The organism is Streptomyces sp. NPDC003327, assembly GCF_053589515.1.
On record NZ_JBSFSA010000028.1, the window covers coordinates 1 to 13,367 of the forward strand.

At 71.7% G+C, this 13,367-nt stretch carries 13 protein-coding genes; 8 read left to right on the top strand and 5 right to left on the bottom strand.

Going from position 1 to position 13,367, the window contains the following annotated elements:
- Window positions 1-102 precede the first annotated feature (102 nt).
- Window positions 103-1,065 carry a helix-turn-helix transcriptional regulator gene (locus ACWDVG_RS20790; protein ID WP_451700775.1) on the bottom strand — a complete coding sequence of 321 codons (963 nt, stop codon included), beginning with the start codon at window positions 1,063-1,065 and terminating at the stop codon, window positions 103-105.
- A gap of 62 nt (window positions 1,066-1,127) precedes the next feature.
- Between ACWDVG_RS20790 and ACWDVG_RS20795 the strand changes: the two genes are divergently transcribed.
- Window positions 1,128-2,690 carry an MFS transporter gene (locus ACWDVG_RS20795; RefSeq protein WP_451700776.1) on the top strand — a complete coding sequence of 521 codons (1,563 nt, stop codon included), beginning with the start codon at window positions 1,128-1,130 and terminating at the stop codon, window positions 2,688-2,690.
- A gap of 64 nt (window positions 2,691-2,754) precedes the next feature.
- On the opposite strand, the gene ACWDVG_RS20800 is transcribed toward ACWDVG_RS20795, so the two are convergent.
- Window positions 2,755-3,660 (bottom strand): hypothetical protein, encoded by a 906-nt coding sequence (locus ACWDVG_RS20800; RefSeq protein ID WP_451700777.1) that lies wholly within the window; start codon window positions 3,658-3,660, stop codon window positions 2,755-2,757.
- A gap of 303 nt (window positions 3,661-3,963) precedes the next feature.
- Here ACWDVG_RS20800 and ACWDVG_RS20805 point away from each other — a divergent pair, with 303 nt between their 5' ends.
- On the top strand, window positions 3,964-5,034 hold the full coding sequence (locus ACWDVG_RS20805; RefSeq protein WP_451700778.1) for a glycosyltransferase: 1,071 nt from the start codon (window positions 3,964-3,966) through the stop codon (window positions 5,032-5,034).
- A gap of 63 nt (window positions 5,035-5,097) precedes the next feature.
- Here ACWDVG_RS20805 and ACWDVG_RS20810 read toward each other — a convergent pair whose 3' ends face one another.
- Window positions 5,098-5,874 (bottom strand): DUF6227 family protein, encoded by a 777-nt coding sequence (locus ACWDVG_RS20810; protein WP_451700779.1) that lies wholly within the window; start codon window positions 5,872-5,874, stop codon window positions 5,098-5,100.
- Between the two features lie 155 nt (window positions 5,875-6,029).
- Window positions 6,030-7,238 carry a low temperature requirement protein A gene (locus tag ACWDVG_RS20815; protein WP_451700780.1) on the bottom strand — a complete coding sequence of 403 codons (1,209 nt, stop codon included), beginning with the start codon at window positions 7,236-7,238 and terminating at the stop codon, window positions 6,030-6,032.
- A gap of 167 nt (window positions 7,239-7,405) precedes the next feature.
- Here ACWDVG_RS20815 and ACWDVG_RS20820 point away from each other — a divergent pair, with 167 nt between their 5' ends.
- From ACWDVG_RS20820 to ACWDVG_RS20845, 6 genes are read left to right on the top strand one after another with little or no spacing between them, the layout of a single operon-like run.
- A complete protein-coding gene (locus tag ACWDVG_RS20820) occupies window positions 7,406-8,566 on the top strand; it encodes an MFS transporter (RefSeq protein WP_451700781.1) in 1,161 nt (386 codons plus the stop codon).
- On the top strand, window positions 8,563-10,875 hold the full coding sequence (locus ACWDVG_RS20825) for a molybdopterin oxidoreductase family protein (protein ID WP_451700782.1): 2,313 nt from the start codon (window positions 8,563-8,565) through the stop codon (window positions 10,873-10,875). The genes ACWDVG_RS20820 and ACWDVG_RS20825 overlap by 4 nt, the downstream gene beginning before the upstream one ends.
- Window positions 10,876-10,882: 7 nt before the next feature.
- Window positions 10,883-11,482 (top strand): 4Fe-4S dicluster domain-containing protein, encoded by a 600-nt coding sequence (locus ACWDVG_RS20830; protein WP_451700783.1) that lies wholly within the window; start codon window positions 10,883-10,885, stop codon window positions 11,480-11,482.
- Entirely contained in the window at window positions 11,479-12,105 is a 627-nt protein-coding gene (locus ACWDVG_RS20835) for a QcrA and Rieske domain-containing protein (protein ID WP_451700784.1), read from the top strand. The genes ACWDVG_RS20830 and ACWDVG_RS20835 overlap by 4 nt, the downstream gene beginning before the upstream one ends.
- Window positions 12,102-12,524: a hypothetical protein gene (locus ACWDVG_RS20840; protein ID WP_451700785.1), complete on the top strand. Its 423-nt coding sequence runs from the start codon at window positions 12,102-12,104 to the stop codon at window positions 12,522-12,524. Before ACWDVG_RS20835 ends, ACWDVG_RS20840 begins: the two co-directional genes overlap by 4 nt.
- A gap of 42 nt (window positions 12,525-12,566) precedes the next feature.
- A complete protein-coding gene (locus ACWDVG_RS20845) occupies window positions 12,567-12,788 on the top strand; it encodes a hypothetical protein (RefSeq protein WP_451700786.1) in 222 nt (73 codons plus the stop codon).
- 19 nt (window positions 12,789-12,807) lie between these two features.
- Here ACWDVG_RS20845 and mscL read toward each other — a convergent pair whose 3' ends face one another.
- A complete protein-coding gene (gene mscL, locus ACWDVG_RS20850) occupies window positions 12,808-13,308 on the bottom strand; it encodes a large conductance mechanosensitive channel protein MscL (RefSeq protein ID WP_451700787.1) in 501 nt (166 codons plus the stop codon).
- Between the last annotated feature and the right edge of the window lie 59 nt (window positions 13,309-13,367).

Consider the following 13,367-nt stretch of genomic DNA (forward strand, 5'->3'; position numbering starts at 1 on the left):
GATGTACACCGACGGCCTGGTGGAGCGCAGGGACACGTCCGTTCAGGTGTCCCTGTCCCAGCTGCTCGCCGCGGCACAGGACCCGGCCCGTCGTCCTGGTGCTCAGCTCCGCGTCACCGCCGCCGTCAGTCGCGCGCCCAGGTCCTCGGCGTACGCGCGGAGCGGCTCGGGGCCGTGGATCGTCAGCGGCGCGTCGACCAGGGCGAGCCGCAGGGCCAGCCACTCCACCGAGTCCGCGCAGCGGGCCCGCAGTCGGCAGCGGTGCTCGTCCGTCGCCGTCGGCACCAGGTGGGAGGGCAGCCGGGCGGTCACGAACGACACGGGCGCCTCGAAGCTGACGTCCAGCTCCATCTCCTGCTGGGTCTTGTTCATCGACCGGGTCAGCATCTGGGCCGCGTCGCCCGTCGGCAGCTCGCGCGGGGTGAAGCGGGCCCCCGTCGCGAACGGCTCGCTCACCCGGTCGACCCGGAAGGTCCGCCAGTCCTCGCGCCCCAGGTCGTACGCGACGAGGTACCAGCGGTGCCCGGTCGACACCAGCCGGTCCGGCTCCACGAGCCGCTTCGTCTCGGCGCCGTCGCCGGCCCGGTAGCCGAACCGCAGCCGCTCCCGCCCGGTGACCGCGCCCGCGAGGGTCGTCAGCGTCGAGGGCGCGACGGTCGCCCCGTCGCCCCGGGTCAGCGGGATCGTGGCGTTCTGGAGGGTGGAGACCCGGTGCCGCAGCCGCTTCGGCAGCACCTGCTCCAGCTTCGCCAGGGCCCGTACGGACGCCTCCTCGACGCCCTCGATGGCGTGCCCGGCCCCGGCGCGCAGGCCGACGGCGATCGCGACGGCCTCCTCGTCGTCCAGGAGCAGCGGGGGCATCGCCGTACCGGCGACGAGGCGGTAGCCGCCCACCGCGCCGTGGGTCGCCTCGACCGGGTAGCCGAGGTCACGGAGGCGGTCGATGTCGCGGCGGATGGTCCGGGCCGAGACCGAGAGCCGTTCGGCGAGTTCGCTTCCCGGCCATTCGCGCGGGGTCTGGAGGAGCGACAGCAGATTCAGGAGTCGTGCCGGAGTGTCCGTCATGCGTTCCAGGATGACGCGGAACTAGGACACGAACTGACCTATATGACTTCTATCTTCGTCGTATGAGTTCACACGACGCCGCACAGGACGCCGCACCCGACGGCGGTACCGCACCCGACGGCGGTTCCGTCGCCGACAAGAGGCGCTGGGTCGCCCTCGCCATCGTCATGACCGCCGCCTTCATGGACCTGGTCGACGCCACGATCGTCAACATCGCGATCCCCAGCATCGAGCGGGACCTCGGCGCCACCTTCGGCGCGATCCAGTGGATCACCGCCGGGTACGCGCTCGCGTTCGCCGCCGGCCTCATCACCGGCGGGCGGCTCGGGGACATCTACGGCCGCAAGCGCCTCTTCCTCCTCGGCACCGCCGGCTTCACCCTCGCCTCGGCGCTCTGCGGCTTCGCCGCCAACCAGGAGATGCTGGTCGCCTCCCGCCTCCTCCAGGGCGCGGCGGCCGCGATGATGGTGCCGCAGGTGCTGTCGATCGTCCACGTCACCTTCCCCGCGCACGAGCGCGGCAAGGTCTTCGGCCTGTTCGGCGCGATCATCGGCCTCGGCGCGGTCTCCGGCCCGCTGCTCGGCGCGCTGCTCACGCAGTGGAACATCGCGGGTCTCGAATGGCGCCCGATCTTCCTCATCAACCTGCCGGTCGGCGTCGCCGCCCTGATCCTGGGCCGGAAGTTCATCGTCGAGTCGAAGGCCCCGAAGGCGCTCCGCCTCGACCTGGTCGGCGTCGTCCTCGTCACGGCCGCCCTGCTGATGCTGATCTACCCGCTGACGCGCGGCCGCGAGCTGGACTGGCCGCTGTGGGGCCACCTGATGATGGCCGGCAGCCTCGTCGTCTTCGCCGCCCTCGTCGCGTACGAGAGGTACAAGACGAGGAAGGACGGCTCGCCGCTGGTCGAGCTGACGCTGTTCCGGGTGAAGAGCTTCGCGGCCGGCATCGCGGTGCAGCTGACCTTCGGCGTCGTGATGGGCATCTTCTTCCTGGTCTGGACGCTGTACATGCAGATCGGGCTCGGCTGGACCCCGCTGAAGGCCGGACTGACCGGCGTCCCGTTCTCCATCGCCGTCTCCGTCGCCGCCGGCATGTCCGTGCAGAAGCTGGTGCCGCGCTTCGGCCGCAAGGTGCTCCAGGCGGGCGCCCTGACGATGATCGCGGGCGTGCTGCTCTACCTCTTCGAGGCGGGGCGGTACGGGGCCGGGATCGCGCCCTGGCAGATGGTGCCGCCGCTGGTGATCATGGGTGCCGGCATGGGCCTCATCGTGGCGCCGCTGACGGACGCGGTGCTCTCCGAGGTGCCGAGGGAGCACGCGGGCTCGGCCTCGGGGCTGATCAACACGACCGGGCAGATGGGCAACGCGCTCGGGCTCGGCCTGGTGTCGGTGGTCTTCTTCGGGGTGATCGACGAGAGGCCCGCGCCCACGTCCCCCGCCGAGGCGGCGACGGCGTTCGCGGACGCCTTCCAGAACGCGATGGGCTGGGTGGCCGTGGTCCTCGGCGTGATCTTCCTGGTGATGTTCGCGCTGCCCGCGAAGCCGAAGCAGCACCTGGAGGGTGGCAGCGACGGTGACGGCGAGGAGCCCGAGGCCGTCGGGAAGGAACCGGTGCTCGTGCACTGAGCCGCACCGGGAGAGGTACGGGAGAGGGGCGGTGCGTTCCGTGAACGCACCGCCCCTCCTCACGTCACTTCTTCGGCATGCCGAGGAACCGGTTGCCGCTGTTGAGCGGCGGGTCGCCCGGGGTCGGCGTGGTGAGTTCGACCCACGGGCCGAGCTCGTCCGTCGGGGTGCCGACGCAGTCGAGTTCGTCCGGAGTGCCCGGGTCGATGTCGCACAGGGTCTCCCACACCTCGCCGTCCTGGGTGAGCACCTGGACGGAGACGTGGTTCGCCTGGGAGGCGATGGAGACGGAGCAGGCACCCGCCGGGTAGTTGGGGTGGTCCACCGGGTCGGTGAGGTCGGTCCATACGAACGGGGTGACGTTGGGCTCCAGGTCCCGGATGCCGACGTACGTCACGCCGTTGCTGAGGACGGCCTTGACCTCGCGGCTCTCGGCGGGGTTGTAGCCGTCGACGTCGTTGCACGGCCCGGCGGGCCCCGTCGCACCCGTCGCGCCCGTGGCACCCGTGGGGCCGGTCGGACCCGTCGGCCCGGTGGGGCCGGTCGGACCCGTCGGACCCGTGTTGCCCTTCGGGCCCTGCGGTCCGGTCGGTCCGGTCGGTCCCGTCGGTCCCGTCGGTCCCTTCGGGCACTCGCCGCCGCCCATCGCCTCCGGCGGGACCACCGAACGGACCCGGGTGTCCTCGACCAGCCGCCCGACCTCCTCGTCCAGGAACTCCTGGAGCGCGGTGGTGACCGGCCGCCCCCGCTCGTCGTGCTGCTGCGGCCCGGCCTGCTCCTGCACGGCCCGGGGCTTCCTGCAGCCCGTGGCCGGGTTGACGTTCGTCGGGCCGCCCCAGGCGGCCGCCGAGGGTGCGAAGCCGGTCAGGACGAGCGCGACCGAGGCCAGCGCGCCGCCACTCGTCCAGGCACGCCGACGGGGCAGCGGGCCGAGCGGGGACCTGGACGGAGTCCTGGAATCAGGACGCATGCATGCTCCTTTCCTCCGCCGACGACGAACGTCGGCGCCACGATGTGGGGTGGGGACGAAGGCGGAAGCGATGAAAGCCTTCCGATCGGATCATCGGACCGCGACTGCGAGGACTTGACGGTTCCACGGCGCTATGAGCGCCATGGCGTAGTGCCGCCAGCCGAATGGATGCGTACGCGACGGCGAACGTGCCGGGACCGGGCGGCGCGGCGCCGCCGCCTCCCCCCGGGGCCGTGCGTACCGTCGCCCCCCGACCGAACCCCCGGAGGTGGTGTTGCCGTGAGGCCGTCCATCTGCTTGTGCATGATCGTCAAGAACGAGGCCGCGGTCATCGAACGCTGCCTCGCCTCCGTCCGCGGCCTCGTCGACACCTGGGTCGTCTCCGACACCGGCTCCACCGACGGCACCCAGGACCTCGTCCGCGCCGCGCTCGCCGGCGTCCCCGGGGAGCTGCGCGAGGAACCCTGGGTGAACTTCGGCCACAACCGCAGCCTGAACATCGCGCACGCCCGCGGCCGCGCCGACTACCTGCTGCTCCTCGACGCCGACCACGTCCTGCGGCAGGACGGCCCGCTGCCCGCGCCGGCCACCGCCGACTCGTACATGATCCGCCACGAGGGCGCCCTGGAATACCGCATCAAACGGCTCGTCAGGGGCGATCTGCCCTGGCGGTACGAGGGCGTCACCCACGAGTACCTGACGGCCGACCGTGACCACACCCAGGAGAACCTCGACGCCCTCGTCATCGAGGACCACGCCGACGGCGGCTCCCGCCACGACAAGTTCGAGCGCGACGCCCGCCTCCTCGGCGCCGAACTCGACCGCGACCCCACCAACACCCGCACGGTCTTCTACCTCGCCCAGACCCTCCGCGACATGGGCCGCTCCGCCGAGGCCGCCGACCTGTACGAGCGGCGCGCGGCCATGGGCGGCTGGGGCGAGGAGGTCTACTACGCCCTGCTCCAGAGCGGGGTCCTGCGCGCCGAGGGCGGCGACTGGCCGGCCGCCGCCGACGCCCTCACCCGCGCCTGGGAGTCGCGCCCGCAGCGCCTGGAGGCCTGCTACGAGCTGGCCTCACGGCTCAGGAAGGCACGGCGCCACCACGCGGCGCACGCCATCCTGACCGCCGTCCTCGACCGCGAACCGCCCGCCGACGACGTGCTGTTCCTCCAGCCCTGGGTGTACCGCTGGGGGCTGCTCTTCGAGTACTCGATCACCGCCTACTGGGTCGGCGACGCCGAGGCCTCGCTCGCCGCCTGCGACCGGCTCCTCGCCCTGCCGGACCTGCCCGCGGCCCACCGCGAGCAGACCCGCGTCAACCGCCGGTTCGCCGCCGCCCGGCTCACCGGCACCGCCGCCCCCGGCCTCACCTGAGACCCGGCCGGGGGCGGCCGGGGCCCGCCCTCACCCGAGACCCGGGCGCGGGCGGCCGGCGCGTCAGCGGACCCGGGAGCGGGACTCCATCGCCTCGCGGGCCGCGCTCTCGGAGTCGTACACCTCGCACATGTGGCGGCCGTCCGGGGTCGCCGTGTGCTCGACCTCCCAGAGGCTCACCTCGCTGCCGTCGAGGAGCAGGAACTGGTGCTCGTAGAGGGTGAAGCCGGCGTCCCGGCCCCCCTCCACGGGGCAGTGACGGCCGAAGGCCTGGGTGATGTGGTGCGCGAACGCCAGCCGCAGCCGACGGGCCGTCCGCTCGCCCGGACGGTCGGCGTTCTCCGCCCGCCGCAGCACCCGGCGCGCGTGGTCCGCGGAGTTGTCCGGCACGTACATCCGGGGCTGCGCCGGTATCGGACGGGCCAGGAGCGCCGCGAGCAGCTCCATGTCGTCGTCCTCGTCGAGCGCGCCGCCGTCCGCCCGCCCGGCGGTCCAGCCCGGCAGCGGGCCCGCGGGCAGCCGGGAGGCCGCGAGCCGGGCTTCCGCCTCCTCCGTGTACAGCTCGTGCTGCTCGGCACCGTCCCGGCCCGCGTTGTGCACGAGCTCCCAGACGGTGAGCGCGCTGCCGTCGGCGAGCAGGTACGTGTGCCGGTGGGTGGTGCGGTGCAGCGCCGCGCTGTGGTGCGAGGAGTGCAGCGTGCTGGAGTGGGCGAGCGCCGTCTGGAGGCGCTCGACGGTGGTGTCGGGCAGGTCGAAGGAGTTGAGCGCCCTGCCGAGGAGCCGCTCAAGGTGCGTCTCGGTCGTCTCGTACGGATCGTGATGATCCCGCGGATCGTTCAAGGAGGTCTCCAGGCCGTCGCCGCATGTCACTCGGTGCTTGCTAAACGTAGTCCCTGGGTCTGACATCGTGACCGGGTTCAGGAAAACGAAGGGCCCGCACCCGAAGTTCCCCGGGTGCGGGCCCTGTTCGCGTCCGCGGTCGCGCCGCCGGCCCGTCAACTCCCGCCGCGGTCAACGGAGTCGGCACGTGCGCCGGGGTGCGACCGGGTGGCCGGGGTGCGGGCGGTGAGCGTCACCCCGACCGCGACCGTCGCCGCCGCCACGAGCCCCGCCGCCAGGACCGCCCAGCGGCCCGCGAACGAACACATCAGGATCGCGAACGCCGACACCGGAAGGACCAGCTGCTGCGCGATCCCGACCTTGAAGTAGCGGGCGTGCAGCAGCCACACCGACAGCAGGAACACCGCCGTCGGGATCGTCACCGCCGCCGACGCCGCCGTCGTCGAGATGTGCGCCTTGCCGACGGCCTGCTCCACCGCGATCTCGATGCCCGCGCCGATCGCCGCCGCCGACGCGAAGATGACGTAGTGGCCGTAGCCCCACAGGAAGCCCTGCCGGCTGGACGTCAGCCGGTCGTGCGCCGGCACCACGAAGTAGATCCACCAGGCCGCGAAGACGATCAGCAGACCACCGGCCGCGATCGGCAGCAGCTCGTCCAGGGCGTCGTTCTCGACCACGCCCGACTTCACCGCCACCGTCGCCGCCGCCACCGTCTCGCCCAGCACGATGATCGTGAACAGGCCGTACCGCTCGGCGATGTGGTGCGGATGCCAGGTGCTCGGCGCGTCCTTCTCCGCGAACACCGGCACCGCCATCTCCGCGAGCGCCATCACCAGGAACACCCACGGCCGGGCGGCCTCCGGCGCCAGCACCAGCGCCAGCCAGCCCGCCTGCACGGCGATCACCCCACCCGCGTACCGCAGGCACATCGTCCGCTCCGCCGCCGAACCGGCGTGCCGCGCCGCCCGCAGCCACTGCGTGGCGAGCGCGAGCCGCATCACCAGGTAGCCGAGGTAGACGACGAGGAAGTCGTGCTCCTCGAACGCCCGCGAGATCCCGGCGGCCAGCACCAGCACACCGGCGATCTGCACGAGCGTGGTGACGCGGTAGAGGACGTCGTCGTTGTCGTACGCGGACGCGAACCACGTGAAGTTCATCCACGCCCACCAGATCGCGAAGAACACCATCGCGTAGTCGGCGATGCCCTCGCCCGCGTGCCCCTCGGCGACCGCGTGCACCAGCGAGGCGCCCGCCTGGGCCACGGCGACGACGAAACAGAGGTCGAAGAACAGCTCCAGCGGGGTGGCGGCCCGGTGCGACTCCGCACGGGAGCGGGCGGTGAGCGGCAGGAAGGGACGTGTCATGCCCCCAGCACAGCAGAGCCGCCGCCCCGGCGGTAATCGCGCGGCGCGTCCGGACCAGGAATCTCGCCCGGCCCCGTACGCGACGCACACCCGGTTCCGCACGGGCACCCTCACTCCGGAACCGTACAAAACAGGAAAAAGGGTCAGTGCGGTCTTACCGTGGCCGCGTGACCGAGCCACCGAAGACCGCCGACCCGGCCCCCGACCCGGCCCCCGAACCCGGCGCCACAGCCACAGCAGGCCCCCCAGCACACCCGGCACCACGCCGCACAGCAGGCCCCGCGCCCCGGACCCCCGCCGCCGTACACCGCCGCGCCGCACTCACCGGCACCGCCGTCTCCGCCCTGCTGATCCTCGCCATCGTCCTCGGCAGCCGCCTCCTCCGCGACTTCGACTCGGCCCTCCTGCCCTACGCCGTCGCCACCGTCTTCCTCGCCTTCGGCGTCGCCTACCGCTACACCGTCTGGATCTCCGCCCCCGGCGCCCGCCGCCTCTTCCGCCAGGGCTGGCGCTCCTTCTTCTCCGCCGGCAACTTCCGCAAGGCCCCCACCGCCCTGCCGAAGATGATCGCCACCTACCTCGGCTTCCAGAAGTTCCTCGGCGCCCGCTCCCACGCCCGCTGGGCCGCCCACCAACTCCTCTTCTGGGGCTGCCTCCTCGCCGCCGCCATCACCTTCCCCCTCACCTGGGGCTGGTTCACCTTCACCTCCGACACCGGCGCGGGACCCGGCTACGACATGCGGATCTGGGGCTTCAAAGTCCTCGGCTTCAACGGACTCGACGCCCTCGGCTGGCTCATGTTCCACGGCCTCGACATCGCCGCCGTCCTCGTCATCGCAGGCGCCTCCTACTTCCTGTGGCGCCGCATGAAGGACCGCGCCGCCCTCACCGGCCAGCGCTTCGCCTACGACCTCGTCCCGCTCATCGCCCTCGTCGTCATCTCCGTCACCGGGCTCCTGCTGACCTTCTCCTCGATCTTCCTCCACGGCGGCGGCTACGCATTCCTCGCCATCCTCCACATGGTCTCCGTCGTCCTCACCCTCATCTACATCCCCTTCGGCAAGTTCTTCCACATCGTGCAGCGCCCCGCCGCCGTCGGCATGCAGCTCTTCAAATACACCTCCCGCCGCAACGACGACGACGAGATCCTCACCTGCCGCCGCTGCCACCAGCCCATCGACACCGCCCCCTACGTCGAGAACCTCCGCGGCACCATGAAGGACCTCACGCTCGACTTCGACGCCTGGGCCGAGTACTGCCCCCGCTGCAAACGCGTCCTGCGCGGCACCGCCTACCTCGACCACGTCAAGAAGGGCTTCCACACGTGACCGCCACCGACCCCGCCAAGGCGCCGCCGCTCGACCCCGCCATCGCCCCACCCGGCACCCGCGCCTTCCGCGACGCCGGCGGCATCCCCGCCGACCGCTGGCACGCCGACCAGAACGGCGAGACCCTCGTCCCCACCCACTGCTGCTTCTGCGGCGTCCAGTGCGGCATGTACCTGCGCGTCGACCACACCGGCAAGGTCTTCGGAGTCGAACCCCGCAACCACGACATCAACCGCATGCGGCTCTGCCCCAAAGGCATCAACGCCTACCAGCAGGTCAACCACCCCGACCGGCTCACCGCCCCCCTCATGCGCCGCCACCGCGACGAGGAATTCCGCCAGGTCAGCTGGGACGAAGCCCTCGACCACACCGTCGCCGAGATCCGCCGCATCCAGACCGACCACGGCCACGACGCCTTCGGCCTCCTCGGCGGCGCCAGCCTCTACTCCGAGAAGACCTACCTCGTCGGCAAGTTCGCCCGCGTCGCCCTCAAGACCCGGCACGTCGACTACAACGGCCGCCTCTGCATGGTCTCCGCCGCCGGAGCCAACAAACTCGCCTTCGGCATCGACCGCGCCGGAAACCCCTTCTCCGACATCCTCCTCACCGACTGCCTCCTCATCGCCGGATCCAACGTCGGCGAATGCTTCCCCGTCATGACCCAATACCTGTGGGGAGCCCGCGACCGAGGCGCCACCCTCATCGTCGTCGACCCCCGCGAAACCCCCGTCGCCCGCACCGCCGACATCCACGTCGCCCTCAAACCCGGCACCGACGCCGCCTTCTTCAACGCCGTCCTCCACGTCGCCGTCGCCGAAGGCCTCACCGACGACACCTACCTCGCCGCCCACACCACCGGCTGGGACGACGTCAAGAAAACCGTCGCCGACTACCCGCCCGCCCGCGCCGCCCAGATCTGCGGCATCCCCGAAGCCCAGATCATCCAGGTCGCCCGCATGTTCGCCGGCGCCGACAAAGCCATGGCCTGGCACGCCCGCGGCGTCGAACACCACTCCCAGGGCGTCGAGAACTGCCTCACCGTCATCAACCTCTGCGTCGCCACCGGAAACATCGGCAAACCCGGCGCCGGATACGGCACCATCACCGGCCAGGGCAACGGCCAGGGCGGCCGCGAACACGGCCAGAAATCCGACCTCCTGCCCGGCGGCCGCTCCATCACCAACCCCGAACACCGCCGCCAGATCTGCGCGATCTGGGGCATCGACGAAACCGAACTCCCACCCGCCGGCACCAGCATGATGGAAATGGTCTGGCAGATGCAGCGCCGCGAAATCCGCGGCCTCATCGGCATCTGCAACAACCCCTTCGTCTCCCTGCCGAACCACGCCACCGTCAAAGACGGCTACGACCGCCTCGAATTCCACGCACAGTTCGACTTCTTCCTCTCCGAAACCGCCGCCAACGCCCACGTTGTCTTCCCCGTCACCGTCTGGGCCGAGGACGAAGGCGTCATGGCCAACGCCGAAGCACGCGTCGTCAAACACAACAAGGCCCAGGAACCCCCCGCCGGCGTACGCACCGACACCTGGATCATCCGCGAACTCGCCCGACGCCTCGGCACCGGCGACAAGTTCGACTTCCCCGACTCACGCTCCGTCTTCGAAGAACTCCGCATCGCCTCCGCCGGCACCGTCAACGACTACTACGGCATCACCTACGAACGCCTGGAGGAGACCGGCGGCATCGCCTGGCCCTGCCCCAGCACCGACCACCCCGGCACCCCCCGCCTCTTCGAGGACGGCCGCACCTACCACCCCGACGGCAAGATCCACCTCCAGGCCGTCGCATGGCACCCGCCCATGGACCCGTACAGCGACGAATACCCCCTCTCCCTCACCACCGGCCGCACCGTCGCCCACTTCCTCTCCGGCAACCAGACCCGCCGCCTCGGCGCCCTCGTCGAACAGACCCCCCGCCCCTGGGTCGAGGTCCACCCCTCCCACGGCTTCCGCAACGGCGACCCCGTCCGCGTCGTCACCCGCCGCGGCAGCGAGGTCTTCCCCGCCCTCGTCACCGAGGCCATCCGCCCCGACACCGTCTTCGTCCCCTACCACTGGCCCGTCCCCACCGCCGCCAACGCCCTCACCATCGACGCCCTCGACCCCCGCTCCAAGATCCCCGAGTACAAGGTCTGCGCCGCCCGCATCGAAGCCGCCGAACGCGTCGACGAGGTCCCCGCACCCCCCACCCCACCCGGACGCGTCGCCTACCCCGAGACCCAGGTCTCCCGCACCGACCCCCTGCCCCCCACCGCCCCCCAGGGCCGCGGCACCGCGGAGAGGAGCTGACCCGCACATGATGGGCCGCACGATCTTCATCGACCCCGGCCGCTGCATCGGCTGCCAGGCCTGCGTCTCCGCCTGCCGCGAATGCGACTCCCACCGCGGCACGTCGATGATCCACCTCGACTACCCCGACGAGGGCCGCTCCGTCGCCTCCCTCCCCACCGTCTGCATGCACTGCGAGGACCCCGTCGCCCCCTGCGCCGAGGTCTGCCCCGCCGACGCGATCCTCGTCACCGCCGACGGCGTCGTCCAGCAGGCCGACACCACCCGCTGCATCGGCTGCGCCAACTGCGTCAACGCCTGCCCCTTCGGCGTACCGAAGATCGACCTCAAGGCCAAGCTGCAGATGAAGTGCAACCTCTGCTACGACCGCACCGCCTACGGCCTCGCCCCGATGTGCGCCACCGTCTGCCCGACCGGCGCCCTCTTCTACGGCACCCTCGACGAGCTGCGGGCCGAACGCCCCGGCGTGCAGGTCGCGGACTCCTTCGCCTTCGGTGACGTCGTCGTCAGCACAGGCGTCGCGATGGTCGTCCCCGCAGACAAGGTCCAGTGGCCCGTCCCCGGCGGTCTGCCCGTCGTCGAGATCAACGGAGTGGACGTCCGATGAGCGTCACCGACCCCCAGCCACCCGCACCGGACGCCCCGTCCGACGCGGCGCGCGAGGCGCTCCACGACCGGATCGCCGCCGACTCGTTGACCACGCGCCGCGACTACCTGCGGATCGTCGCCACCGTCTCCGGCGGCCTCGCCGTCGGCGGCGTCGCCGTCGCCGCCGGAGTCCTGCACCGGCACGGTGATCCCGACGGCACCCCGGAGCCGAAGCGGATCGCCGACCGGATCGAACCCGGCGCGTCCCTGGCCTTCCGCTACCCCGGCGAGGAGGACCGGGCGATCGCCGTCCGCCTGGAGGACGGCACCCTCGCCGGCTACTCCGCCGTCTGCACCCACCTCGCCTGCGCCGTCCTGTGGCGCAAGGAGCGCGGCAGCGAGGGCGAGCTGTACTGCCCCTGCCACGAGGGGATCTTCGACGCCCGTACGGGAGAGGTCGCGGCCGGCCCGCCGCCGCGCGGCCTGCCGAAGGTGATCCTCGTCGAACAGGTCGACGGCAGCGTGTGGGCGATCGGCACCGCCCGCTCCGGCGAGAGCCTCCAGGAGGGCTACTGCCGCCAGCGTGGCGCCGGCACCCCCGCCTGCGCCGCCCTCCAGGCGGAAGGGAGGGGCCGGGCATGAGCGAGGCACCGTTCCCGAGGGACCCGGCAAGCCCCGGGGGGCCCTCCCCCTCCCCCTCCGCCCCCCTCCCTCCCCGCCCCGTCTACACGCCGGGCAGCGCTCAGCCGCGGTTGAACCGGCCCGTACGCGAGCGCTATCCGCAGATCCGGCCCACCAGCGGCTACGGCGACCCCCGCATCCGGCGCACCGGGCCGGGGCCGGGTGCCGGTACGGAACAGGAACCGGAGCGCTCGTCGAAGCTGTCGGCGCGTCTGGCGCTGGCGCTCACGGTCGTGACCGGCCAGCTGTGGGGGCTGACCGTCGTGGTGGACGAGTGGATGGCCGGCGACACCGGCACCGCGTGGTGGGGCGCGGGCTTCCTCGTCCTGTCGTTCCTCGTGGTGCTCGGCCTGTGGGCGCTGGATCCGAAGGACCGCTGATCAGGCGGGTACGGCAGGGGAATCCGGGCGTACCCTGGAGACATGAGCACCGCCCCCGCCCACGGTCCGCGAGACGCGAAGCCGACCGGCCTTCGACCGCACACCGAGAACTCCGCGAAGCCGGTACTCGTCTTCGACGATCCGCTCGACCAGCAGTCCGCGGACGACACGGACCGCGGGTGGGGCGAGCGGCCTCCGGTCGGCGGCGGAAACGCCGCCGACCTCGCCCGTTTCCTCGACGAGAAGCCGCCGCACCACCTCTGACGTCGGCGCGCGCCGTCCGTCAGGCAGAGGGCCGCGCCCCCGGACCCTCGCCGCTGCCGGAGCCGGCACCCGTACCCGAGCCGGCGGACGGGCCGCGCTGCGCGACGAGGTGGTCGCGGATCTCCTTGAGGACCTCCAGCTCGCTGACCTCCAGGGTCTCCTGGACGCCTTCCTTCGCCTTGTCGTGCGCCGCACGCTTGGCGAGGACCTTGGCCATCGGCAGGACCATGAGGAAGTAGACGACGGCCGCCGTGATCAGGAAGCTCAGGACCGCGCTGAGGACGATGCCCCACATGATCGGGATGCCGGAGACCACGTTGCCCGCGTCGTCGATCCGGCAGGGGCCCTTGAGGCAGGACCGGTAGTTGTCCAGGTCCTTGGTGCCGAAGGCTCCGACGAGCGGGTTGATGATGCCCTTGACCACCGAGTTCACGATGTTGGTGAAAGCGGCGCCGATGACCACCGCCACCGCGAGATCGATCACGTTGCCGCGCATCAGGAAGGCTTTGAAGCCCGCCATCACGCTTTCCTTCTTGGCCACCGAGGTGCCTTTCGTCGCGTGTACTGCTGTCTGCGGAG

What these genes read in the sequence shown, in the direction of transcription:
- ACWDVG_RS20790 (WP_451700775.1), bottom strand. Translation starts at nt 1,065, where the DNA reads ATGACGGACACTCCGGCACGACTCCTGAATCTGCTGTCGCTCCTCCAG.
- ACWDVG_RS20795 (WP_451700776.1), top strand. Translation starts at nt 1,128, where the DNA reads ATGAGTTCACACGACGCCGCACAGGACGCCGCACCCGACGGCGGTACC.
- ACWDVG_RS20800 (WP_451700777.1), bottom strand. Translation starts at nt 3,660, where the DNA reads ATGCGTCCTGATTCCAGGACTCCGTCCAGGTCCCCGCTCGGCCCGCTG.
- ACWDVG_RS20805 (WP_451700778.1), top strand. Translation starts at nt 3,964, where the DNA reads ATGATCGTCAAGAACGAGGCCGCGGTCATCGAACGCTGCCTCGCCTCC.
- ACWDVG_RS20815 (WP_451700780.1), bottom strand. Translation starts at nt 7,238, where the DNA reads ATGACACGTCCCTTCCTGCCGCTCACCGCCCGCTCCCGTGCGGAGTCG.
- ACWDVG_RS20830 (WP_451700783.1), top strand. Translation starts at nt 10,883, where the DNA reads ATGATGGGCCGCACGATCTTCATCGACCCCGGCCGCTGCATCGGCTGC.
- ACWDVG_RS20835 (WP_451700784.1), top strand. Translation starts at nt 11,479, where the DNA reads ATGAGCGTCACCGACCCCCAGCCACCCGCACCGGACGCCCCGTCCGAC.
- ACWDVG_RS20840 (WP_451700785.1), top strand. Translation starts at nt 12,102, where the DNA reads ATGAGCGAGGCACCGTTCCCGAGGGACCCGGCAAGCCCCGGGGGGCCC.
- ACWDVG_RS20845 (WP_451700786.1), top strand. Translation starts at nt 12,567, where the DNA reads ATGAGCACCGCCCCCGCCCACGGTCCGCGAGACGCGAAGCCGACCGGC.
- mscL (WP_451700787.1), bottom strand. Translation starts at nt 13,308, where the DNA reads ATGGCGGGCTTCAAAGCCTTCCTGATGCGCGGCAACGTGATCGATCTC.